Here is a 22,919-nt window from a genome sequence, read left to right as displayed (position 1 = left end):
GTGTTTGGCTAAGCGCCGTGATTACAGGGTGCCGTGAACTTATCGGGAATCGTGATAATTCCGATCTAGAAAAGACATTAAAGAGAGTGGTTAGCGATGTTATTAATCACGAAGGCATATTCGCCCCAGACTTATTGCCCTGATTGCTGGTCTTACTGAACGTCAAGCTCCATAACATTTACTAAAATCTAGCAAAAAGCCAATAGCGTATTTCAGGAAAATTCACTACTGGCTCTTTAATGAGCAATAACTTTTGGTTAATCAGCGTTAACAATATTGGCGTAGAGTTCACCTAAACGGGTCACTGTACCTGGATGAGCATCAACATCAAACTCGATCATGCCAGGACCAAACGTTGACACTACCGTAGAGCCAAGTTTAAAACGTCCCATTTCATCACCTTTTTCAAAAGTGATCGCATCAGCGCCGTCAGCCGGGTAACTTTCTCTGAAAATTCCCTTGGCTCTAGGTGAAGTAATCGTACCTGCCCAGGTTGTTTCTATACTGGCAACTATGGTTGCGCCAACAAGGACCATAGCTAAAGGTCCTGATTTTGTATCAAAGATAGCGACAACACGTTCGTTACGAGAAAATAAGTTAGGCACGTTATTAGCGGTTAATGGGTTAACAGAAAATAAATCACCGGGTACAAAGATCATTTCGCGTAATGTTGCTGCCATCGGCATATGAATACGATGATAATCTTTTGGTGCTAAATAAATACAAGAAAACTTTCCGCCTTGAAAAGGCTTTGCGGTGTTATATGAACCACCCAGCAAGGTTTCCAATGAATAATCAAAACCTTTTGCTTGTATTAAACGTCCGTCTTCAATATCGCCTTGCTGACTAATAGCACCGTCAACGGGATAGCAGAGGGTTGTTTCATTGTTATCAATAGGGCGCGCACCATCTTCAAGTTCGCGGGTAAAAAAATCGTTGAAGGTGGTAAAGTCTTCGGCATTCTTAAGCTTTGCTTCTGACATATTAATGCCGTAATGCTTGATAAATGCTTCAATGGCTTTTGTGGTTACTCGGCCACATTCTGCAGCGGCAAATTTTCCAGCTAAACGCGAAATCAAATGTTTAGGCATAATGTATTGAAGGGTGATTTTTAATTTATTTAAAAGCACTGAATTTCCTTTATATTATTAATATTAATTTAGTCGTTAAAACGAGAGGTTAATTTATTATCGCCTAAACTGGCTAAAATTCGTTGAAAGCTCGCTAAACGTTTTGGATGTATTTTCATTTCTTCACCGGCGGCTATTAATGCACAACCAGGATCATTTTGGTGTTTACAATCTCTAAATCGGCAACCACCCAAGTAATCTTCAAATTCAATAAAGCCACCATAAACTTCTGCTGGCGTTAAATGCCATAAGCCAAACTCTCGAATACCGGGTGAATCAATTAAATCACCACCTTGTTCAAAATGGTATAAGCGAGCAACTGTTGTTGTGTGTTGACCTAGACCAGAGTTCTCAGAAACTATTTTTGTCATTAAACCCAGTTCAGGCATCAAGGTGTTAGTAAGTGTTGACTTACCCACGCCAGATTGACCTACAAAGATACTGGTATGTTCGCTAAGTTGTTTCTTAAGCTCTTCTATACCGTGTTGAGATTCATTACTGACATAAATCACCTGATAACCAATCTCACGATAAATATCGAGATGTTGCTCAATTTCAGCTTTACTGGCTTTATCAAGTAAATCAGTTTTATTGAGTAAGATAACGGGGGTGATACCTGTTTGCTCTGCCGCCACTAAATACCGGTCGATAATATCAGGGTTAAAGGCAGGTAACACCGAAGAGACAATTAATATTTGTGTGATATTTGCCGCTATGGGTTTTACACCGTCATAAACATCTGGACGACTTAATACTGACGTTCGCTCATGAACCGCTTCAATGACTCCTGAAATACTGTGTTGTGTTTCTTTACCTCTGCGCCATAAAACTTTATCACCACAGACCAAAGATTTAACACCGCGGCGTATATTACAACGTATGCAATCACCATTTTCTGCTTCTACATCGGCATGCTGGCCAAAGCGACTGAGAATAGTCCCGTTTTCAGGCTCTCCCAACTCAGTATCTTGCCATTGCACTTGCTCTGGTTTATTACGCAGTTTTTTAGCTTGATTATCTTTAATGCGCCTTGTCTGACCTTTAGTCAGTTTTTTTAGCTTAGACATGGAGTTTTATCATGATAATTATGGAGTTTCACTCGTCTTTTAAAAGGGTAATGCGACAAAAAGTTTTAATCACAGTTCATTGTCACGTATTATACTGACTAAATCACCATTCATCTAATATACTTGTAATAGTAATATCAGTCTCACTTAGTTTGTTACCTTGCTGTGGCGAAGAAAACAAATGAAGATAAGGCGCTTGATTGAATAATCGTGAGCTATTACGATTAAGAGCAACTTAGCCTTGGCGTACTTTAGGGGGCACAAGTGGGTGATAACTTAATGATATTGGTATCAGTAAAACAGTTGGCATTTTTAAGGAAGCGGCATGACAGGTAACGAGACAAATTTAATTTGGTTAGATTTAGAAATGACAGGCCTAGAACCCAATACAGATGTGATTTTAGAGATTGCCAGCATAGTGACTGACAGTCAGTTAAATATTTTAGCTCAAGGACCTGTTTTTGCTATTCACCAAAGTGATGAGGTGTTAGACAATATGAGTCAGTGGTGTATCGAACACCATGGTCAATCAGGCTTAACTACACGTTGTCGTGAAAGTGTTAGTACGCTAGCCGATGCTACCGAGGCGACGATTAAGTTTGTTAAACAATATGTGCCAAAAGGTAAGTCACCGATGTGTGGTAATAGCATTGGACAGGACAGACGCTTTATTAATAAATATATGCCTGATTTTGAAGATTACTTTCATTACCGGAATATAGACGTTAGCACCGTTAAAGAATTAGCGCGTCGCTGGAAACCTGAAGTGTTAGATAAAGTGGTAAAAACGGGTGCTCATTTAGCGCTTGATGATATTTTAGAGTCAATTGCTGAAATGAAAGTTTATCAAGAACATTTCTTTAAACTATAGCGCTCAGTAATAATGTATAAATCAAAGCGCTTAGGGCGCTTTTTTTATGCACGTTTTTAACTGGACACTCACTATAAGTTTGTCACGCGCCTTTATCTGGACACTCACTATAAGTTTGCCACAGGGTAAAAAAACTTGAAGGTCAGACCAGTTTACGCGACACTTAATTAAAATTAACAGCAGGCAAATAAATTATGACGAACAAATTTGGAAAAATAATCAGTAAAGTTAATAGAATGCCGCGCTTTATGCGCTCTTTTTTACTGACTAAAATTTTCTGTTCGACAGTAAAGTATGCTGGTACTTCATCAATAAAGTTGATTTCTGTTTCTCATACCAAAGCGGTATTATCGTTAGAAAACAAAAAGAAAGTACAAAACCATATTGGTGGTGTTCATGCCATTGCTGCGGCATTATTGGCAGAGTCGGCGACGGGTATCGTTTTTGGGATGAATGTTCCCGACACTTGTGTACCGCTATTGAAAAGTATGACATTTCATTTTCAAAGGCGAATGCAGGGAAATTTGTCTGCGGTAGCTGTATTAAGCCTCGCTGACATTGAACAAATAGAAAATTCGGATAAAGGCAGTTTGATGGTCAGTGTCGAGATTACCGATGAATCTGATCAACAGCCTATTGTTTGTGAAATGGAGTGGGCTTGGGTAACCAAAAGACGTTAAGTTTGATAAGATAAAAAGAACCTGTAAACGCGCTGATTGATTTGACCTTAGTCGGCTATGAGGCGCGTTATTTTTAAAACAGCTTACTCATATCGTTATTAAAAACCGTTGATTCTTAGTGACAATTCCTTACACTGTATTTTTAACTAAATTTACCGTTGAAGGTATTGATCAATATGGACGCTACTCGTTACTTTTTTCAGCAATTATCAGGACGATTTTTTCGGATTGCTTTACTTTCATTTATTCTTTTTAGCGCCTTAACTGCTCTGTTAGTTCTTCGTGATAATCAAGTGACCTCGTTAGTAGAGAACGAGCTGCCATCGTTAGCGAATAAGCATAAACAACAACAACAAATTTTAATCACTTATCTAGCCTTAGAAAATTTAACTAAACGTATTGATGCCAAAAATTTATCTGCTGACTATGAGATCGCCCAACAGCAAATTAATAAAATATCTTTACTGGTAAAAAATAATAAAGCTCAGCTTGATTTGATGTATGTTGGCCATAAAGAATTTTCAGGTGTTATTGATAAACTTAGTGAAAATCATCAGAGAAACACTCAACTTAAGCAAAATACCATTATTCAACTGCAGTTAATTAATGATCAATTAACGGTTGAGATTAAGGAAAAACAGCGACAAAAAAGTCTGCTGTTACAGCAACTCAATTCAGATAAATACACTGATAAAGTCACCGCAACCCGCGCTAAGGCCTATGTAAAGCAAATTGCAGAATTGAGTGACTTACAACCATTACAACAAACCATTATCCGTGCACTATTAGCCTTTCAACAATTGAATTTACAGTCTTCTATTTTAGATTTTGATGATGTTAGTACCGAGCTAAAGCAAGTATTAACGAGCTTTCTCCCAGAAGAAAGCACGGTTAGCCAACAGGGTGAGTTATTAACGCTACAACTTAATACTTTAGAGCAATTATTATTTTCACAACAGAATTCGGTAGCCAAGTGGCGCAGTCATTTACGGTTATCTCGTTTATATGTCGAATTTATTGAGCAACAACAACAAAAATTACAGCTGTTAGTGCTTGAATCTATACCACCAGGACCTTTATCTGCAGATAAAAAATTACGATTAATCGATTGGTTACCTACTGAGATAAATGATTTTTTAGAAAAGCAAAACGTTAATGTTAACAATCAAGATCTACAAGCAACTGTGCTTAGTGTGATCGCACTACTATTTGTGCTGTTATTGTCGATGCTATTTAAAAGTAAAAGCAAAATAAAAAAATATGGCCAAGAGAGTGTGCAATTATTTAGGCTGTTCATTGAAAAAAGAACAAAGGATAGTGATGAAAAACTGACCCCCAACGGTTTTAATTCAATGGAAAATAAAGAAATTGCCGAACAGCTTGAAACCGCGCTCGAAACAATGATTAACCCTGAGCACAGTGAGCAAGAGTATCAGCAACAGCTTAGTGAGCAGCAAGCCGCTATTGACAATATAAATCAACAAAATGAAGAAATTAAAAAATTAAAAGCGTCCCTACAGCAATTCGCATTAACCCATAATACGCAAATTTTAGAGCGACAATCACAAGACAATGAAAACACCACAAAGTTAACCAATATGGTGGTGCGCAGTATGTTGCAAAGCCAAAGTGTTTCTATTGGTGCTGGTGTAACTTCGGTACAAGTTTATCGACAACTCGCGCGTATTTTTGATTGCTGTCAACAACATAAAATTCGCAGTGAATTTTTATCTGCGGTCAAACCTATGACGCTAAGCGATGTTGCTTTGCACAACGAAATTGACGCGGCATTACTTAATATTATTGCCGATGCCCATTTACAGCGTAATAAAATTTATTACCAACAAGATCCACAATTGTTAACTGCTGCGAAAGTTGACGTACGCTTATTTCACCGGCTGTTAAGTGGCCTATGCCGATTACTACTTGCTGATTTATTTAAAGCTAATTTACATATTAGTACCCTTGTTATCGATAAAAATGAAGGCCAGCAAATTGTTCGTTTTGATTTTTCTGTGACCAGCAAAAAAACAATCGCAAAGCTACCCGAGGCCCTCGAGTGCTTATTATTAGACGAGCGCCTTGAGTCAGCAAAAACCAATACAAACGATACCCTTGATTACTTATGCTTACTGTTTGATTCACTTAACGTCACAGATAAAAATGTGCAGTTACAAGAAAAGGGTTACCAGTTCTGCTTTACTCTGCCGATAGGTTTTGCTGATGTAGCACAAGAGATATCGGTAGAGCGTATTAATTTAAAGCAAGCCAATATTTTGTTGTTATCAAGTGATGCCGACATTTGCAGTATTACAGAAAAAGCGATCACTTCAGCTAATGGCATAATAACTACCTTAGCCGATCCTGAACAAGTTATTGAACAACTGAGTACCGCGCAGTTAATTGATAAAAGCATTGATGTCGTTATGTTGGCCAGTGACCTTTATGTAAAATCAGTTGAAAAAATACAGCAACAGATATCAAGTTTATCGATAGATATTCGGCCAAAGCTTTTTGTTATGCAAGCCTATCTTAATGCGCCTTTAGAGCGATATGGCTTGTTTGAACAGACAGAAACGCCATTGCAAATACTCACACTTCAGCAAAGCTTAGCTGATTTTTTAACGACAGAACAAACGACTAACCATCAACTTTCTGCCAGTGTGTTTAATAAACATCAGTATTTATCGACCCAAGTTGAAGTGCTTTTTGCGGTAGAAAATCCAAGTAAACAGTTAACTTTGCTGCGTATTTTACAATGGTTAGGATTACAGGTAAAAATTGTCTGTCAGCCTAAAACAATGACTCAATTGTGGAGCTCTGGAAGATACTTATTGTTATTTACCGAATTTGAACAATCACCTTTTATTAAAATGTCTGCTGGAAAAAGTGTACGCCGTGACATTTTTACTTTTAATCAAAGTAATTTCTCCGTTGAAGACTCACCAAAATTGGCAGATAAGTGGGCTGTTTCTATTTTACCTGCTTTGCATGATGTCGATGCTTTGGTGCTACTTTTACAGCCTTGGTTGAAAGCAAAGCCAACTAAAGTGGTTGCTATTAATACAGTAAAAGCACAAAGTAATAAGACTAAAGAGCATAATAATATTGACGCTGAACTGTTAAAAACAACTGAAAAGCTTGATAACGTATTATCGAACTTAGATTTAACACCCGCTGCGAAAACAAATCAACCTGAACCTTTTAACCTTGAACACTATGCAAAAAATCAGGGCTCTGCAGAATTGGCAATGTTGATGCTAGATGACTACCTTGCTGATATTGATGACGCGATGAAAAAATTATCAACGGCACTAGCGGTACATAATTACCCATTAGCGATGAGTCTAACGAGTAGCATGTTTACAACCAGTAAAATATTAACCGCTAACGACTTTATTGATATTAGCCAGCAGCTATTATTTAGTCTTACGTCAAATACGGTCATAGAACATCAACAAGTTATGTCGTTATTTAGTCAATTAAGCGAACAGCAACGCCTGTTAAATGAGTTTGCTGAGGCAATATAATATGACTACTGGGATACTAGTTAAATGAGTTTTAAAATTGAAAAAGAAATAGACGTTGCTAGCCCTTGTGTTGGAATTTTTTTAAATGCTTGGTTAATGTGTTTACAGGGATACTAGTTAAATGAGTTTTAAAGCTGAAAAAGAAATAGATGTTGCTAGTCCTTGTGTAAGATACTGCTGTTTAAATGCTTGGTTAATGTGTTTACAGGGATACTAGTTAAATGAGTTTTAAAATTGAAAAAGAAATGGATGTTGCTAGTCCTTGTGTTAGAAATTGCTGTTTAAATGCCGATGATATCTGCCTTGGTTGTTTCCGCCATATTGATGAGATTTTGGCGTGGACAAGCTATAAAAGTAAAGAAAAAATAACGGTAATTAACAACTGTCAACAAAGACGAATAGTGATTCAAAAGAAGCACGATTAAGGTAAAAGTTAAATGGAAATTACTGAAGAAAGTGAATTAGACGATTTTTCACAACTTACCGTGCTGATAATAGACGATAACCGATTAGTTCATGACACCTTAAAAAGAGGATTGTATGATATCGGCATTAATCACGTAAAATGTGCAGAAAGTGCTTATTACGGTATAAGGTTATGTGAAACAACACGTTTTCATATTGTTATTTGCTCATTCAATGTAAATAGTGATAAAGACGGTTTTCATTTACTCGAAGAATTAAAATTCAGAGGTCATGTTAATAAAACCACGGTTCTTATTTTTCTCAGTACTGAAACGAATGAGTCTCTTGTTAATTCAATTGTCGAATTACAGCCCGATGACTTTTGGGTAAAACCACTCGCCCCTAAAACAGTGCAACAACGCTTAATCCATACCTTGCAAACTAAAAAGCAATTATTCAACATGTATCGAGCGACTGATACTAAGAGTTTTTCGAAAGTTATATATTTTGCTGACCGTCATCTTGTTAATCAAAGTTTACACCAATATCACCCCAATATATTGCGGATGAAAGGTGAGGCTTACTTAAGTCTTTTAGAATTTGAAACGGCAGAATCTTTTTTTAAAAGCCTATTGAAAACCTATACCTACGCTTGGGTTTATTTAGGCTATGTAAAGTCTTTGTTAAAGCAAGGGCGTATAAACGAAATTAATGAACTGATTGAAAAGTTAATTAATAAGCCCGCTACTCGATTTGGGGCTCATGATATGCTGGCGCAATATTATATTGAGCATGAGCAATATGAAAAAGCCTACGATGAGATAAAAAAAGCAACTGCGTTGTCGCCACGAAATATTGAACGTAATAAAAAATCATGGGATTTAGCACGACTCAATCATGACCATGAAGGACAATATATAGCGACACGAAATATCGCCCAGCAAGCGAAAAACTCTATTCATGATTCACCCGAATTGCTCTTAAATGTTATTCGTTCAGGCATTGATTTAGCGGCGGCTATTACTGACGAACGATCCTTTAAAGTTTTGCAGCAAACAGACAAGCATATTAAGCAACTTCAAAATGATTATAGCGACGCAAATGAGTTTAAACAGCAGTTATTAGTGATCCAAGCACGGTTATACATTGTTCGTGAACAAAAAGAGAAGGCCACTAAACTTGTTGAAAACCATGTTAATTTTATTGCGTCACCGCAAATTGAAGACAACCTAGATAAAGTGAAAGTCTTTCACGAATTGGGTATGCGCGAAGAAGCGCTAACAATGTTAGAGATTATTGGTAAACAAGTCTCAGGTGATTCATTAACGAGCCAAGTGATCAATAAATATATTGAGCAAGAAAGTCTTGAGCGTGCTGAAATTAATTTTTCACCCAAACAACTGAACGATATGGCGATTGAACATTTCGAAAAAAATCGTTTACAGCCCGCGCTTAAGGCTATTCAGCAAGCTCTAAGATTAACACCTCATAATATTAAATTAACGATGCGTATGTTAAAAATATTGGTGGTGATTAAACAAAGTAATGAATTTGATGAAAGTCACCAAAAACTGGGCGATGATGCGTTTGCTTTACTCTTGTCTGCGAACATTAAAGGCAGCGGTGTTGAGTCTATAGAGCAGTTAAAAATAAAGTGGCAGCAAGCTGAATCAGCCGAGTCTGCTAAGCATCTCTAGGTAAACCTTTTTCAACACTGCGGATCAAGCGCTCGGTTAATCGTTGATTTTTTATTGGAAAGTCACTTTGCTGTTCTGCAGCGATTCGCTTATTGTCTTGTTGATGCAATGCCCAATTAATATGTTCAGCAACCATAGGCTCTGCGGTTGCTAACTTATTATTTAACGCGTTAACATTTTCTGCACTATATGGCGCATTACCGATTGCAACGGAAATATTTCGTTGCCAGCTATTAAAACCAATACGGCGAATAGGAGACCCCTCTGTTTTATTGAGAAAGGTCGCTTCATCCCAGCTAAATACGGTTAATAATTCAACATTATCAAGGTTTTGGCGAGGGGAGAAATCGCCTTCGTGACTGATGTTAGCAAATTTATTCCATGGGCAAATGAGTTGGCAATCATCACAGCCATAAATTCTGTTGCCAATTAACGGCCTAAACTCTTCTGGAATTGCGTCACGCAATTCGATGGTTAAATAGGATATACAACGGCGAGCGTCTACAACATAAGGAGCCACTATCGCTTGGGTTGGGCAAATTTTAATACAAGAAACACAACTACCACATTCATTGGCTGTTTTATCATCAGTTGGTAACGGAATATCAACCAATAGTTCACCAAGGAAAAACCATGAGCCGGCACTTTTGTTAATTAATAGCGAATGTTTACCGACCCAGCCTAACCCCGCTTTTTCTGCTAAAGGTCGCTCTAAGATAGGTGCTGAGTCAACAAATGGGCGAAAGTTGAAGGTTTCACAGTACTCACTAATTTTATCACCGAGTTGTTTTAGACGTTTGCGCATTAATTTATGATAGTCACGCCCCAAGGCATAGCGGCTGATATAAGCATGGTCTTTCTTTTTGAGCGTACGGGCAAATTTTGCTTCGGGGGGTAAATAATCCATGCGTACACTGATCACTCGCGTTGTTCCTTCAACAAGCTCTTGGGCCCTAGCGCGCATTAAACCATGCTTTTGCATGTAATCCATTTCACCGTGATAATTATTTTCTAGCCACGTTGTTAAGGCTTGTTCATGACTTGATAAGTCAATATCACTGAAACCTATTTGCGAAAAGCCTAATTCTTGACCCCAAAGCTTGATTTTTTCAGCTAATTCTTGATAGTTCATATTAGGTGTTGTCATAGTTAACATGTCATCGCAGTACAATTTGGTAAAGGGAGATAGAAATGGAAATAAAACTGTTGAGTGCAAGCTTACCACAAGCTGCTTTTTCCGCGAAGCAAGTGTTAGCTAATGAAGCAAAAGTTGCAGCTATAGAAAATATTGAAATGTATTCATTGATGAAAAATGCAGGTCAGGCTGTTTTTCAGCATATCAAGCAAAAATATCTTCAAAATGAAAATGATATAGGTCAAAAAATAGCTAGCCAAAAGCTGTTAGTTATTTGTGGAAAAGGTAATAACGGTGGTGATGGGTTTGTGATTGCACGTTTAGCTGTGCAAGCTGGTTTTCAGGTTTCTGTGCTACTAACGGCAAAACCAGAAGAATTATCCGGCGATGCCTTACGTGCTTACCAAGCTTACATCAATGTTAATAAAGTTGAAAATGGCTTGATTATATTTGATCAAAAAACGGCTAATGTTGAAATGGTAGCGAATTTTCAAGGTAAGTTAATTATTGATGCACTATTTGGTATTGGTTTTAAAGGACGCCTACCAGAAACTCTAGTGACATTAGTTACTTCTATTAACCAGCATTTGGCAAAAGTGATTAGTGTTGATGTGCCTTCAGGTTTATGTGCAACTACAGGTGTTGTTGAAAATACGGCAATCATTGCTAACAGTACTGTAACTTTTATTGCTCTAAAGTGCGGTTTAGTGACGGGACAAGCCATTAACCATGTTGGGGAAATCTATTTTGCTGATTTAGCATTAGGTCAAGCATTTACAGAGCAAGTGAATACCAATATCACGGTTTTCGGCAACGAAGTTTTTGCTGCTTTACCTAAACGCAAAGCAAGCAGTCATAAAGGAAATATTGGATTATTACTGGCTGTTGGGGGCGGAGAAGGTTTTGCTGGTGCGATACGTTTGTCGGCAGAGGCGTCATTGCGCAGTGGTGCTGCATTAGTGAGTATTTGTTGTCATAAAAATAATCGAGCATTAGTCTTTAATGGCCGCCCAGAATTAATGTTAGCGCCTAGTTGCGCAGAACAACTTGTGGGATCAATGACATTAAGTAAAGCTAAGGCTTATGTGCTTGGCCCTGGTTTGGGTCAAAATGTGTGGAGTCAGGCATTATTTGATTTAGTACTGGCTCAAAAAAAATTATGTGTAATTGACGCCGATGGTTTGAGTTTGTTGGCGCAAGCTTACCAACAAAATTTATTAACGGATAAAATTAAAAGTAACTGTTGGGTTTTAACGCCACATCCCGGTGAGGCTGCAGCGCTGTTAAATTGTACTGTGACAGAAATAGAGCGAGATCGTTTTAGCGCCGTAAAAAAAATAGCCCAACAATATCAATGCGTGAGCGTATTGAAAGGTGCAGGGAGTTTGATAAGTGATGGTCAACAGGTTTGGGTGAACACAACGGGTAATTCAGGCATGGCAAGCGGAGGCATGGGCGATGTGTTATCAGGTATTATTGCGGCATTGCTAATGCAAAAAAGCTCGTCAGAAAAAGGGGAGGAACTGCAAGAGCGAACTGATTTTGCAAAGCTTACAGCCTTGGCCGTTTATATTCATGGTAAGGCTGCTGACATTATTGCGCAAAAGCATGGAAAAATTGGTATGCTAGCAAGTGACCTATTGCCAGTTATACGGCAGCTTATAAATAATAAATTTTAGAAAATAATTGATGAAAGAAATGCTTACAAACAAAAACTACTTTTTAGCTGATGAATCAGCAACTATAGCTATGGGTAATAAATTAGCTGATATTGTAAAAAAAGAACTAAAACAAGGTATTGTTGTATATCTTTACGGTGATTTAGGTGCGGGAAAAACCACCTTAACTCGAGGTTTTGTGCAAGGTATGGGGCATGTTGGCCACGTAAAAAGCCCAACCTATACTCTCGTTGAACCTTATGAATTACATGACTGGTTAGTTTATCATTTTGATTTATATCGCTTGTCAGATCCTGAAGAACTAGAATATATGGGCATTCGAGATTATTTTGCAGATAACTGCTGTTGCTTTATTGAGTGGCCAGAAAAGGGGCTAGGTATGATCAAGGCACCTGATTTGCGTATCGACTTAGCGTATAGTGAAGAGCAAAGAACCATCAACATACAAGCAAAGACCCCTTTGGGTGAGCTCGTAGTAAATGCGCTTAGTTAATGTGCGCTAATAGACGCAAAAGGAAAGGGCAGCAGTAAATGAATATTCGATCGTTATTATTAGCTATGTTATTAACCGTTAGTGTTTTCTTTGAAGCGCATGGTAATAGCATCGATGGCGTTCGTGTCTGGCCAGCCCCGGAAAATACCCGTATTGTTTTTGATCTCAGTGAACAGCCTGATTATAAGTATTTCAGTTTACAGAATCCTCAGCGTTTAGTCATAGATTTTAACAACAGTAAGAATCATGTTTCGTTTAAGAATATCCTTAAAAAGGATAAACGCATAAAACTGATCCGCACCAGTAAATCGCGTATTAAAGGCACAACACGTTTAGTATTAGAATTAGCGGATAATTACTCTTTGGCTGTTTTTCCGCTTGCACCAGCTGGACAATACGGTAACCGTTTAGTGATTGATTTATTCGATGAAGAGAAAATTAGCCAAGGCGACCATACCCCCAAAAATGATCATCGAGATATTCTTATTGCCATTGATGCTGGCCACGGTGGTGAGGATCCTGGTTCTATAGGGGGTAAAGGCAGCTATGAAAAACGTGTTACGTTAGCGATTGCTAAAAAACTTGCTACCTATATTAATAATGAAAAAGGCATGAAAGCGGTTATGGTGCGCGATGGAGACTATTATGTTTCGGTCGGTCGACGTAGTGAAATAGCCAGAAAAAACCAAGTGGATTTTTTAGTGTCAATCCATGCCGATGCCTTTAGAACACCTCAACCTAACGGAGCCTCAGTCTGGATTGTATCGCACAAACGGGTTGAGTCAGAAATGGCCAAATGGCTGCGTAACCGCTCGAACAACTCCGAGCTTTTAGGTGGTGGCGGTGGTGTTATTAAAAATACCCGCGATGATAACTTGGCAAAAACCTTAGCAGATATGAATAAAGAGCATTCGCAGGGTGTCAGTATTAGCATGGCGAATAGCGTACTAAAACAACTGAAAAAAATTACTAAAATGCACAAGAAAGTTCCCCAACATGGTAATTTTGGTGTGTTAAAATCTTCAGATATCCCTTCGATTTTAGTTGAAACAGGTTTTATTTCTAACCATAGAGAAGAACAGAATTTAAACTCTAGTGCTCATCAGCGCAAGCTCGCTAAAGGTATTTTTAAAGGTATTAAAGACCATTTTATGATTCAACCGCCGATGGGCAGTTATTATGCCTCTATCGAAACACGACAACATAAAATTACTCGCGGTGAATCTTTATCTGTGGTTGCACAACGCTATAGTGTTTCAGTACGAGAATTAAAAATGGCAAATAGTTTAACCTCGAATACCGTTCGCATAGGTCAAACCTTAACCATACCTCGCGCCGATTAATTTATTATAAATAGTTAACAGATCAAAATTTATGACCATAGAAATCCTTCCAGCACGCCTAGCTAACCAAATTGCTGCCGGTGAAGTCGTAGAACGTCCTTCATCAGTGGTGAAAGAGTTAGTTGAAAACAGCTTAGATGCTGGCGCAACGACCATTAAAATAGACATTGAAAAAGGTGGCGCTAAACGTATTCGTATTAGTGATAATGGCTCGGGTATTGTTAAAGATGAACTAACGTTAGCGCTAAGTCGTCATGCGACCAGTAAAATTAAAGATTTAAATGATTTAGAAGGTATTTGTAGTTTAGGGTTTCGTGGCGAAGCACTGGCAAGTATTAGCTCAGTCTCTCGTTTAACGTTGACGTCAAAACCTGCTGAGCAAGAATCAGCTTGGCAAGCCATTGCCGAAGGGCGAGATATGGCAGTAGCCTTACAACCCGCTGCACATCCTAATGGCACGACCATTGATGTTGTCGACTTGTTTTTTAATACCCCCGCGAGACGAAAATTCCTTCGTACTGAAAAAACAGAGTTCACTCATATTGAAGAGGTTATTAAGCGTATCGCTTTGGCGCGCTTTGATGTTAGTTTTATTTTGTCACATAATCAGAAAGTGATTAAGCATTTTAAATCAGTCAATAATAAAAGCTTATACGCAAAACGGGTAGCACAAATTTGTGGTCAAAAGTTTATTGAGCATTCACTGGAAATAGACTGCCAGCATGGCGACTTACAATTATCAGGTTGGGTAGGGCTACCAAGCTTTGCCCGTAACCAAAATGATTTATGCTTTAGTTATGTGAATGGCCGTATGATGCGAGACAAGTTAATTAATCACGCCATTCGTCAAGCTTATAGTCATCTGTTACCTGCGGATACTTACCCAGCTTTTGTGCTGTTTCTGGTGCTTGATGTCCGAGAAGTTGATGTAAATGTTCACCCAGCAAAACATGAAGTACGGTTTCATCAAGGGCGTTATATTCATGATTTTATTTATTCGGTTTGTCATAACGCGTTAAGCGAAAATGCTAATATTGGCTTATTGCCTGAATCAGAAGATCAACCCTCGGCTACTTTACCACTTCAGCCTGAAAGCCGTACGGTAAATTATAGACAAGACAATCAGCTTGAGTCACATGAAACCGGGCAGCAATTAACGCGTGATTATATTAAGCCATTGACGAAAGTTACCGATGTTCAAAGCGAACCCTATCAAGGTAGCAATCCAGGTAGTCAAAAAAATTATTCATCTTATACGCACAGTAATAACCAAGTGAGCAGAAATGCTGCGCAAGCTTATCAAACATTGATGACGCCTTTGTCTGGTGGAAAGTCAGATGAAGACAGTGCCGCTCTGCCAATACACGAGGTGAATGAAAATGAGCACTTAGTGTTAACCAAGATTATTGATGAAAAATATGCGGTGATAACGTTAGACAATGAACTACGTTTATTGGCATTAAACAAAATAGAGCAAGCGGTTAAATTCTTCGAAGTAAAAAACAGATGGCAGCATAATTTTGTTAGTCAGCCGTTACTATTGCCGATTAAGATATCGTTAACGCAAGCACAAGTCACTTTTGTTGAAGCGCAGACTGATGCACTGAAAAAAATAGGTATTGTCGCGAGTGTTTTATCTAAGAGCAGCATACAAGTACGAGAGTTTCCGGCCTTGTTAAGAAATAAAGATGTAAATTTAAGTGTTAATAAGCTCTTAACTCTTTTGTGTTTAGAAGATGGACAAGAATTAACAAATAGTGATTGGCAACAAGCCTTTGCAAGTTTATTATCCGCTGATTCTTACGATAACCAACAAGCTAAAAGCCTACTCCGTTTGAGTCAGCAACAATTAAATCCTACCTTTGAGCAGCAGCTACGCTTGAATTCGGTATTGATAGACCTCACATCATCAATAAGAATGTTAACGAATGCTACTTAAATTGATGCCTGACGCTTTATCAACAAACAATATTGACAGTAAAAACCGTAAATTACCGCCAGTCATTTGTTTGATGGGGCCTACTGCATCAGGTAAAACAGCGTTAGCAATGGCATTACATGATGCCTTGCCATGCGATATTATCAGTGTTGATTCTGCGCTTGTTTATCGTGATATGGACATTGGTACTGCAAAACCAACAGCAGAAGAATTAGCAAAGTATCCGCATCGATTAATTAATCTAATTGATGCCAGTGAGAGTTACTCTGCCGCTGATTTTTGTCGTGACGCTTTACTAGAAATTGAGAAAATTAGGGCGAATAACCGCATACCTTTATTGGTTGGCGGTACTATGATGTATTTTAAAAGCCTGATTGATGGTATTTCGCCTCTGCCGGCGGCCGATGTAAAAATTCGCCAAGGTATAGCCGACGAAGCTGAACAATTTGGCTGGGAGAACATTCATCAACAACTTGCTAGCGTAGACCCGGTTTCTGCCGAACGTATTCACAAAAATGATCCGCAACGATTAATGCGGGCATTAGAAGTTTACCGCCTAACGGGCAAAAGTATGACCGACTTAACGAAAGTTAAGGGTGAACGACTCAGTGGTGATGTTTTACAATTTGCTATCTCACCGAAAGAGCGTAAAGATTTACATGCTCGTATTGCGCTTAGGTTTGAACAGATGATTGAACAAGATTTTGAATCAGAAGTTGTTAAGTTAAAACAGCGTGACGATTTGCATGAAAATTTACCCGCTATTCGTTGTGTTGGTTATCGACAGATGTGGGAATATTTAGATGGTGAAGTCGACCATGATGAAATGGTTTTCAAAGGCATTTGTGCGACGCGACAACTTGCTAAACGACAGTTAACTTGGTTGAGAAATTGGCCAAATTTACAATGGTTGCATATGGAAGACGAAAATAATTTAAAACTAATTATGTCTTCAGTAAGCAAACTTTAAACCTTGATGTATAATAAAAACAGTTGCATAGTAAGTAACTAGTTTTCTAGAGAAAAAACTCTTACATACATTTATTAAAAATAACAAAAAAGGGGCCAAACAATGGCAAAGGGGCAATCTTTACAAGACCCATTTTTGAATGCTTTACGACGTGATCGCATTCCGGTAGCAATATATTTAGTTAATGGCATTAAACTACAAGGACAAGTAGAGTCCTTTGATCAATTTGTTATTTTACTTAAAAATACAGTGAGTCAAATGGTCTATAAACACGCCATTTCTACTGTTGTTCCTTCACGGGCAGTTTCTACGATGCCAGCACCACAAACTGGTGATTATAGTCAGGAACAGCAAGATTAATGATTTCGTTGAGTTTGGTTGTACACCAAATATTACGTGTCCAAAAGTTTCTTTTGGTTTAACTATTTAGTTTATAGGTAATACTCAATTGTTTGATCGTTATCAAGCAGGTGAACAAGCTATTCTTGTTCACCTCGATTTCCCTGATGAAAATGCGCGCGAAGACTTACAAGAATTTGAAATGCTTGTTAGCTCTGCGGGCGTTAACGCGCTTGCAATTGTTACAGGTAAACGTACTACACCTCATACTAAATTCTTTGTTGGTAGTGGTAAAGCTGAAGAAGTTGCCGAGGCGGTAAAGTTACATCAAGCCAATGTGGTACTTTTTAATCATGCACTTTCTCCTTCACAAGAAAAAAATATTGAAGCATTGTGTGAGTGCCGCGTTGTTGACCGAACAACACTCATCCTAGATATTTTTGCCCAGCGCGCTCGAACACATGAAGGTAAGATGCAAGTAGAACTTGCGCAATTACGTCATATGAGTACGCGTTTGATCCGTGGCTGGACACACCTTGAAAGGCAAAAAGGTGGTATTGGCCTCCGCGGGCCTGGTGAAACTCAGTTAGAAACTGATCGTCGTTTACTTCGCGACCGTATGGTAAATATTCGTAAACGGTTAGAACGTGTTGAAAAGCAACGCCAGCAAGGTAGAAGAGCAAGAACACGCGCTGAAATACCGACAATTTCTTTAGTGGGTTATACCAACGCAGGTAAATCGACGCTGTTTAATATTATTACTCAGGCAGACGTTTACGCAGCAGATCAATTATTTGCAACCTTAGATCCCACATTACGAAAAATTGAAATTGAGGATGTTGGCCGAGCAATTTTAGCTGACACCGTTGGCTTTATTCGTCATTTACCTCATGATTTAGTCGCCGCTTTTAAAGCAACATTGACTGAAACCCGTGAAGCTGAACTATTATTGCATGTCATTGATATTTCAGATGATAGGCGAACTGAAAATATTGAACAAGTTGAAACGGTTTTAAAAGAGATCGAAGCGGGCGATGTTCCGCAATTATTAATTTGTAACAAAATAGATGCTTTGGAAGATATTGAACCACGCATTGACAGAGACGATACAGGTCTACCTATACGAGTATGGTTATCTGCACAAAAAGGCATAGGGATTGAATTACTTTTTCAAGCGCTAGCTGAACGACTCGGCAAGAAAATAGTCAAGCATAACTTATGCTTACCTCCTAGCGAAGGTAAACTACGTGGTGTGTTTTATCAATTAAATTCTATTGTTGATGAACGGTATGACGAAGATGGAAATTGTTTATTGAAAATTAAATTACCTGCAAGAGAGTGGGATAGATTAATTAAACAGAGTGAAGCTGATATAGAAGGCTTTATTGAACGTAAACAGACTGATATATTACCGTAATGGGTAAATAGTAGTTTTAGCACTTATTTAAATTTATAGTTAGTGGAGAAGACCATGGCGTGGAATGAACCGGGGAATAATGATAAAGACCCCTGGAAAAAGAAAGATGATAAGAATCAAGGCCCACCAGATTTAGACGATTTACTAAAAGATATTGGTAATAAGTTTGGCGGTATTTTTGGGGGAAAATCATCAAAAGATGGCAGCAAGAAAGGCGCATCAAATGTTGGTATCGCTATTGCGCTAATCGTGGGTATTCTTGTTTATGCTTTTAGTGGTTTCTACACCATTAAAGAAGCTGAAAAAGGTATCGTATTACGTTTCGGGCAATACGATGGCACAGTTGAACCAGGTTTACGCTGGAAATGGACATTCGCCGAACGTATTATTCCTGTTGATATGCAAACAACACGCGACTTACCTGCATCCGGTTTTATGCTAACCAAAGATGAGAACGTGGTACGTGTTGAAATGCAGATACAGTATCGTGTTGTTGATGCCCGTGATTATATTTTCAGTGTTACTAATGCTGACGACAGTTTAAGCCAGTCACTAGACAGTGCTTTACGCTTCGTTATTGGTGACTCTAAAATGGATGATATTTTAACAAGTGGCCGTGAAAAAGTGCGTCAAGATGTCTGGAAAGAATTAGATGACATTATTGCCCCGTATAATCTTGGTTTAATTGTTGTCGATGTTAACTTTAAAGATGCTCGTCCTCCTGAAGAAGTCAAAGATGCTTTTGACGATGCTATTTCAGCACAAGAAGATGAAGTTCGTTTTTTACGTGAAGCCGAAGCATATGCCCGTGGTATTGAACCAAGAGCACGTGGGCGAGTGAAACGTATGGAACAAGAGGCCATCGCTTATAAACAACAAACGGTATTAGATGCCGAAGGTGAAGTTGCTAAATTCAATAAATTACTTCCAGAATACCTTGCTGCTCCAGAAGTTACTCGCCAGCGTATGTATTTATCAACAATGGAAAATGTTTATGCCAATACCAGTAAGGTTATGGTTGATGTTGAAGGTGGCAATAACATGATGTATTTACCATTAGATAAAATGATGCAAAATCAGTCTTCTGGCCAACGTACTTTACCTGAGAGTCAAACGCGAGCGACGCAATCGATTAATACCCAAAGTACTGCGCCTGATTTATCAGGTCGTGCAGACAGATTTAACGAAGGGAGAAATTAAGCAATGAAAAACTTTATTATTGCCCTAATTGTATTATTCTCAGTATTAACCGTCTCTTCTGTTTTCATTGTTTTTGAAGGACAACGTGGTATCGTTTTTCAGTTTACAAAAATTAAACGTGATGCTAATTCAGGTGAAATGCTTGTTTATGAACCGGGTTTACACTTTAAAATACCCTTTATTAACAACGTTCGCAGACTTGATGCTCGTATTCAAACGCTCGATGAAGCGCCTGATCGCTTTGTAACATCTGAGAAAAAAGATTTAATGGTCGACTCATTTGTTAAGTGGCGTATTGTTGACTTTTCAACGTTCTACTTACGTACTTCTGGCTCAGTAGAAAATGCTCGTGCGTTATTGAAACAAAAAGTAAATAATGGTTTACGTACTGAGTTTGGTACGCGCACCATTAAAGAAATTGTTTCAGGTGACCGTGACGGCATTATGGCTAAAGCGTTAGCAAGTGCCTCAAGTAGTCGTGAAGACTTAGGTATTGAAGTTATTGATGTACGTATTAAAGCGATTAACTTACCCGCTGAAGTCAGTGCTTCTATCTATGACCGTATGCGAGCAGAGCGAACAGCTGTAGCAAAAGAGCATCGTTCTAAAGGTCAAGAGCAAGCGGAAATCATCCGTGCTACGATAGATTCTAAAGTAACAGTTATGTTAGCGACAGCACAAAAAGAAGCACAAGAAATGCGTGGTGAAGGCGATGCGTTAGCGGCTAAAGTTTATGCTGATTCATATGGACAAGATCCTGAGTTTTTCAGTTTTTACCGTAGCCTTGAAGCATATGAAAAAAGTTTTAGTAGTAAAAGTGATATCTTGGTGGTTAAACCCGATAGTGATTTCTTTAACTACTTAAAAGAAGGCGCTACAATTAAAAAGTAAGCTACTTTTTTGATAAAAAAGCCATGACTTGTCATGGCTTTTTCGTATCTGCTAGTTACCTATAGAAGTTATTGAGGAGTAATAACATGGTAGAGACACTATTAACGGCATTTGCTTTGGTACTGATTATTTTGGTACTGATTTCTGATGGACTCATTCCTGTACTTTTCGTATCGACTAGTTACCTATAGAAGCAATTGAGGAGTAATAACATGGTAGAGACACTATTAACGGCATTTGCTTTGGTACTGATTACTGATGGACTCATTCCTGTACTTTTCGTATCGACTAGTTACCTATAGAAGCAATTGAGGAGTAATAACATGGTAGAGACACTATTAACGGCATTTGCTTTGGTATTGATTATTGAGGGGCTTATTCCTGCACTTTTTCCAAATAAGTGGCGCGACACTATGGAAAAGTTAGCGCAACAATCAAGCTTATCTATTCGTAATATTGGCATTAGCTTACTCGTCGTAGGCACATTTATTTTATGGTTACTGAGTTATTAGACTAAAGAATGACATAAAAGTTTTTCATAACCCCTTTAGTTAATTGAATATTTTTAAATTGCATTAAAAATCATCATTTATTACTTGGACTACTATTTGATTTTTGATAAAATCCCCGCCTAATTTTTTATCGAAATTGAAAACATGGGCAAAAACGTCGTAGTTCTAGGCACCCAATGGGGTGACGAAGGTAAGGGTAAGATTGTTGATTTACTCACAGATAAAGCTAAGTACGTCGTACGTTATCAAGGAGGCCATAATGCAGGTCATACTTTGGTAATAGACGGTGAAAAAACCGTACTTCATTTAATTCCATCGGGCGTATTACGTGACAATGTGAAATGTTTAATCGGCAACGGCGTAGTTTTATGCCCGAAAGCCTTGATGACAGAAATCGCAATGTTAGAAGCCAAAGGCGTTCCTGTACGTGAACGTTTACTTATTAGTGACGCTTGTCCGTTAATTCTTCCTTATCATAATGCTCTAGATGCTGCGCGAGAAATCGCTCGCGGTAATAAGCCTATTGGTACGACAGGGCGTGGTATTGGTCCAGCTTATGAAGACAAAGTTGCTCGCCGTGGTTTACGTGTTGGCGATTTAGTTTGTGCTGAGTCATTTGCGATTAAATTAAAAGAAATTGTTGATTACCATAATTTCTCTTTAGAGCATTACTACAAAGTTGCACCCGTTTGTTATGACACTGTGCTTGCTGATGCTTTATCAGTTCGTGACGTTATCCTTAAAATGGTTGCCGATGTCGCTGAAATTCTTGATCAAGCCCGTAAAAACGGCGAATCAATTATGTTTGAAGGTGCTCAAGGGACTTTACTTGATATTGATCACGGTACTTATCCTTATGTAACTTCTTCAAACACTACTGCAGGTGGCGTTGCTACCGGTTGTGGTTTTGGACCTCGTCATTTAGATTATATTCTAGGTATTACTAAAGCATACACGACACGTGTTGGCTCTGGTCCTTTCCCTACAGAATTAGATGACGAAATCGGTGAACATTTAGGTACTGTAGGCCATGAATTTGGCGCGACTACTGGACGTGAACGTCGATGTGGTTGGTTTGACGCGGTTGCTATGCACCGTGCCATTCAAGTTAACAGCGTAACAGGATTTTGTTTAACTAAACTTGATGTTTTAGACGGTTTAAAAACCCTTAAAATATGTACAGGTTACCGCACTGAAGCTGGCGACATTATTACTGTACCGCCTACAGCTGCTGAAGGTTATGACAGAATTACACCTGTTTATGAAGAAATGCCAGGTTGGTCTGAAGTTACTGTTGGCGCAACTTCTCGTGACGCTTTACCTGCTAATGCGATCGCTTACATTAAGCGTATTGAAGAATTAACAGGTGTACCGGTTGATATTATTTCAACAGGTCCAGATCGTAATGAAACCATTATTTTAGTAAACCCGTTTGCTGAGTAATTAGAGCGAATAATTTTTTTCTAAAATAAGACGAATAAAACCACCCCTGAGGTTAATGCCGATCAGTTAAGCAATTTATAGCTTGATTAATTTGCTAATGAGATCAAAATCCAGTGATTGATATCACTGGATTTTTTTTATGCAACTTTCTACCGCGCTTTCTTTAGTTAATTCAAAT

Annotated in this window: 19 protein-coding genes; 16 read left to right on the top strand and 3 right to left on the bottom strand. The window is 38.4% G+C overall.

Going from position 1 to position 22,919, the window contains the following annotated elements; translation table 11 throughout:
• Positions 1–257 precede the first annotated feature (257 nt).
• Entirely contained in the window at positions 258–1,091 is an 834-nt protein-coding gene (gene asd, locus H4J62_RS17065; protein WP_182216110.1) for an archaetidylserine decarboxylase, read from the bottom strand.
• Positions 1,092–1,159: 68 nt separating this feature from the next.
• Entirely contained in the window at positions 1,160–2,197 is a 1,038-nt protein-coding gene (rsgA, locus tag H4J62_RS17060; protein ID WP_182216054.1) for a small ribosomal subunit biogenesis GTPase RsgA, read from the bottom strand.
• Positions 2,198–2,522: 325 nt separating this feature from the next.
• Here rsgA and orn point away from each other — a divergent pair, with 325 nt between their 5' ends.
• From orn to H4J62_RS17035, 5 genes are all read left to right on the top strand, one after another.
• The gene (orn, locus tag H4J62_RS17055) at positions 2,523–3,068 is read left to right on the top strand and encodes an oligoribonuclease (RefSeq protein WP_182216055.1); all 546 of its coding nucleotides are present in this window, start codon (positions 2,523–2,525) and stop codon (positions 3,066–3,068) included.
• A gap of 194 nt (positions 3,069–3,262) precedes the next feature.
• Positions 3,263–3,748 carry a DUF4442 domain-containing protein gene (locus H4J62_RS17050; protein WP_182216057.1) on the top strand — a complete coding sequence of 162 codons (486 nt, stop codon included), beginning with the start codon at positions 3,263–3,265 and terminating at the stop codon, positions 3,746–3,748.
• Positions 3,749–3,924: 176 nt separating this feature from the next.
• Positions 3,925–7,278, top strand: coding sequence for a hypothetical protein (locus tag H4J62_RS17045; protein WP_182216059.1), 3,354 nt, complete (start codon positions 3,925–3,927; stop codon positions 7,276–7,278).
• 221 nt (positions 7,279–7,499) lie between these two features.
• Entirely contained in the window at positions 7,500–7,703 is a 204-nt protein-coding gene (locus H4J62_RS17040) for a DUF1289 domain-containing protein (protein WP_182216061.1), read from the top strand.
• 12 nt (positions 7,704–7,715) lie between these two features.
• The gene (locus H4J62_RS17035; protein ID WP_182216063.1) at positions 7,716–9,380 is read left to right on the top strand and encodes a response regulator; all 1,665 of its coding nucleotides are present in this window, start codon (positions 7,716–7,718) and stop codon (positions 9,378–9,380) included.
• Here H4J62_RS17035 and queG read toward each other — a convergent pair.
• Positions 9,367–10,527, bottom strand: coding sequence for a tRNA epoxyqueuosine(34) reductase QueG (gene queG, locus H4J62_RS17030; RefSeq protein ID WP_182216077.1), 1,161 nt, complete (start codon positions 10,525–10,527; stop codon positions 9,367–9,369). The genes H4J62_RS17035 and queG overlap by 14 nt on opposite strands.
• A gap of 44 nt (positions 10,528–10,571) precedes the next feature.
• Here queG and H4J62_RS17025 point away from each other — a divergent pair, with 44 nt between their 5' ends.
• The 11 genes from H4J62_RS17025 to H4J62_RS16975 all read left to right on the top strand — a co-directional run bounded on the left by H4J62_RS17025 (position 10,572) and on the right by H4J62_RS16975 (position 22,741).
• Positions 10,572–12,194, top strand: coding sequence for an NAD(P)H-hydrate dehydratase (locus tag H4J62_RS17025; RefSeq protein WP_182216079.1), 1,623 nt, complete (start codon positions 10,572–10,574; stop codon positions 12,192–12,194).
• Positions 12,195–12,213: 19 nt separating this feature from the next.
• The gene (tsaE, locus tag H4J62_RS17020) at positions 12,214–12,687 is read left to right on the top strand and encodes a tRNA (adenosine(37)-N6)-threonylcarbamoyltransferase complex ATPase subunit type 1 TsaE (protein ID WP_404842409.1); all 474 of its coding nucleotides are present in this window, start codon (positions 12,214–12,216) and stop codon (positions 12,685–12,687) included.
• A 38-nt stretch (positions 12,688–12,725) separates the two neighbouring features.
• Complete coding sequence (locus tag H4J62_RS17015; RefSeq protein WP_182216088.1) at positions 12,726–14,030, top strand: N-acetylmuramoyl-L-alanine amidase; 1,305 nt, start codon at positions 12,726–12,728, stop codon at positions 14,028–14,030.
• 31 nt (positions 14,031–14,061) lie between these two features.
• Positions 14,062–15,969, top strand: coding sequence for a DNA mismatch repair endonuclease MutL (mutL, locus tag H4J62_RS17010; RefSeq protein ID WP_182216090.1), 1,908 nt, complete (start codon positions 14,062–14,064; stop codon positions 15,967–15,969).
• Positions 15,970–15,973: 4 nt separating this feature from the next.
• Positions 15,974–16,939, top strand: coding sequence for a tRNA (adenosine(37)-N6)-dimethylallyltransferase MiaA (miaA, locus tag H4J62_RS17005; RefSeq protein ID WP_182216112.1), 966 nt, complete (start codon positions 15,974–15,976; stop codon positions 16,937–16,939).
• Between the two features lie 102 nt (positions 16,940–17,041).
• A complete protein-coding gene (gene hfq, locus H4J62_RS17000; protein WP_070375096.1) occupies positions 17,042–17,299 on the top strand; it encodes an RNA chaperone Hfq in 258 nt (85 codons plus the stop codon).
• 88 nt (positions 17,300–17,387) lie between these two features.
• Positions 17,388–18,695 (top strand): ribosome rescue GTPase HflX, encoded by a 1,308-nt coding sequence (gene hflX, locus H4J62_RS16995; RefSeq protein ID WP_182216096.1) that lies wholly within the window; start codon positions 17,388–17,390, stop codon positions 18,693–18,695.
• Between the two features lie 54 nt (positions 18,696–18,749).
• Positions 18,750–19,895 carry an FtsH protease activity modulator HflK gene (gene hflK / locus H4J62_RS16990; protein ID WP_182216098.1) on the top strand — a complete coding sequence of 382 codons (1,146 nt, stop codon included), beginning with the start codon at positions 18,750–18,752 and terminating at the stop codon, positions 19,893–19,895.
• Between the two features lie 3 nt (positions 19,896–19,898).
• Positions 19,899–20,786: a protease modulator HflC gene (gene hflC / locus H4J62_RS16985; RefSeq protein ID WP_182216100.1), complete on the top strand. Its 888-nt coding sequence runs from the start codon at positions 19,899–19,901 to the stop codon at positions 20,784–20,786.
• Positions 20,787–21,109: 323 nt separating this feature from the next.
• Complete coding sequence (locus H4J62_RS16980; protein ID WP_182203168.1) at positions 21,110–21,298, top strand: DUF2065 domain-containing protein; 189 nt, start codon at positions 21,110–21,112, stop codon at positions 21,296–21,298.
• A 144-nt stretch (positions 21,299–21,442) separates the two neighbouring features.
• Positions 21,443–22,741 (top strand): adenylosuccinate synthase, encoded by a 1,299-nt coding sequence (locus H4J62_RS16975; protein WP_182216102.1) that lies wholly within the window; start codon positions 21,443–21,445, stop codon positions 22,739–22,741.
• Positions 22,742–22,919 lie beyond the last annotated feature (178 nt).

Source organism: Colwellia sp. BRX8-5 (assembly GCF_014077325.1).
GTDB lineage: Bacteria > Pseudomonadota > Gammaproteobacteria > Enterobacterales > Alteromonadaceae > Colwellia_A.
Note: the sequence above shows the minus strand (reverse complement) of the source record. Positions and strands in the feature narration are given on the sequence as shown.